This is a genomic window from Oleiphilus sp. HI0067 (genome assembly GCF_001635735.1).
On sequence record NZ_LWFI01000123.1, the window covers coordinates 1 to 678 of the forward strand.

Annotated in this window: 1 pseudogene; it reads left to right on the plus strand. The window is 45.7% G+C overall.

Annotated features, from left to right (window positions below):
* Window positions 1–678, plus strand: a pseudogene (locus A3739_RS01695) (aminomethyl-transferring glycine dehydrogenase subunit GcvPB); the annotation flags it as partial.

Here is a 678-nt window from a genome sequence, read left to right on the forward strand (position 1 = left end):
AACTTGAATGCTATTTTAGGTAAGGTTCGCCCTGGAGATATGGGGTTTGATGTTTTGCACATGAACCTGCATAAAACTTTCGCTACGCCGCATGGTGGTGGCGGTCCCGGTGCTGGCCCTGTTGCTGTTGGTGAACGTTTGTTGCCGTACCTACCAACACCGATTGCAGGCAAAAAAGACGATCAGTACGTTTGGATTGATGATGACGAGTTGCCAGACAGTATTGGTCGTTTGAGTGCCTTTATGGGAAATGCTGGAATTTTGCTTCGTGCTTATGTGTACGCAGTATTGCTGGGTAGAGATGGTTTGCATCGTGTTGGTGAATATTCAACGCTTAATGCTAATTACATGGCGAAATTAATGTCCGATGCTGGTTTCAAGCTTGCTTATCCCGAGCGTCGTGCAACGCATGAATTCATTATCACCTTAAGCGAACAAGCGAAAGGCTTGGGCGTTAATGCTATGGATTTTGCGAAGCGCTTGTTGGATAAAGGCTATCATGCGCCGACCACTTATTTCCCATTATTGGTGCCTGAGTGTTTCTTAATCGAGCCGACTGAAACTGAGTCGATCGAAGAATTAGAGGGCTTCGTTCAAGCAATGGTTGAGATACAACAAGAGGCGGAAGAAAATGCTGATCTTGTTAAGCATGCACCTTACACGCAACCAGTAAAACGA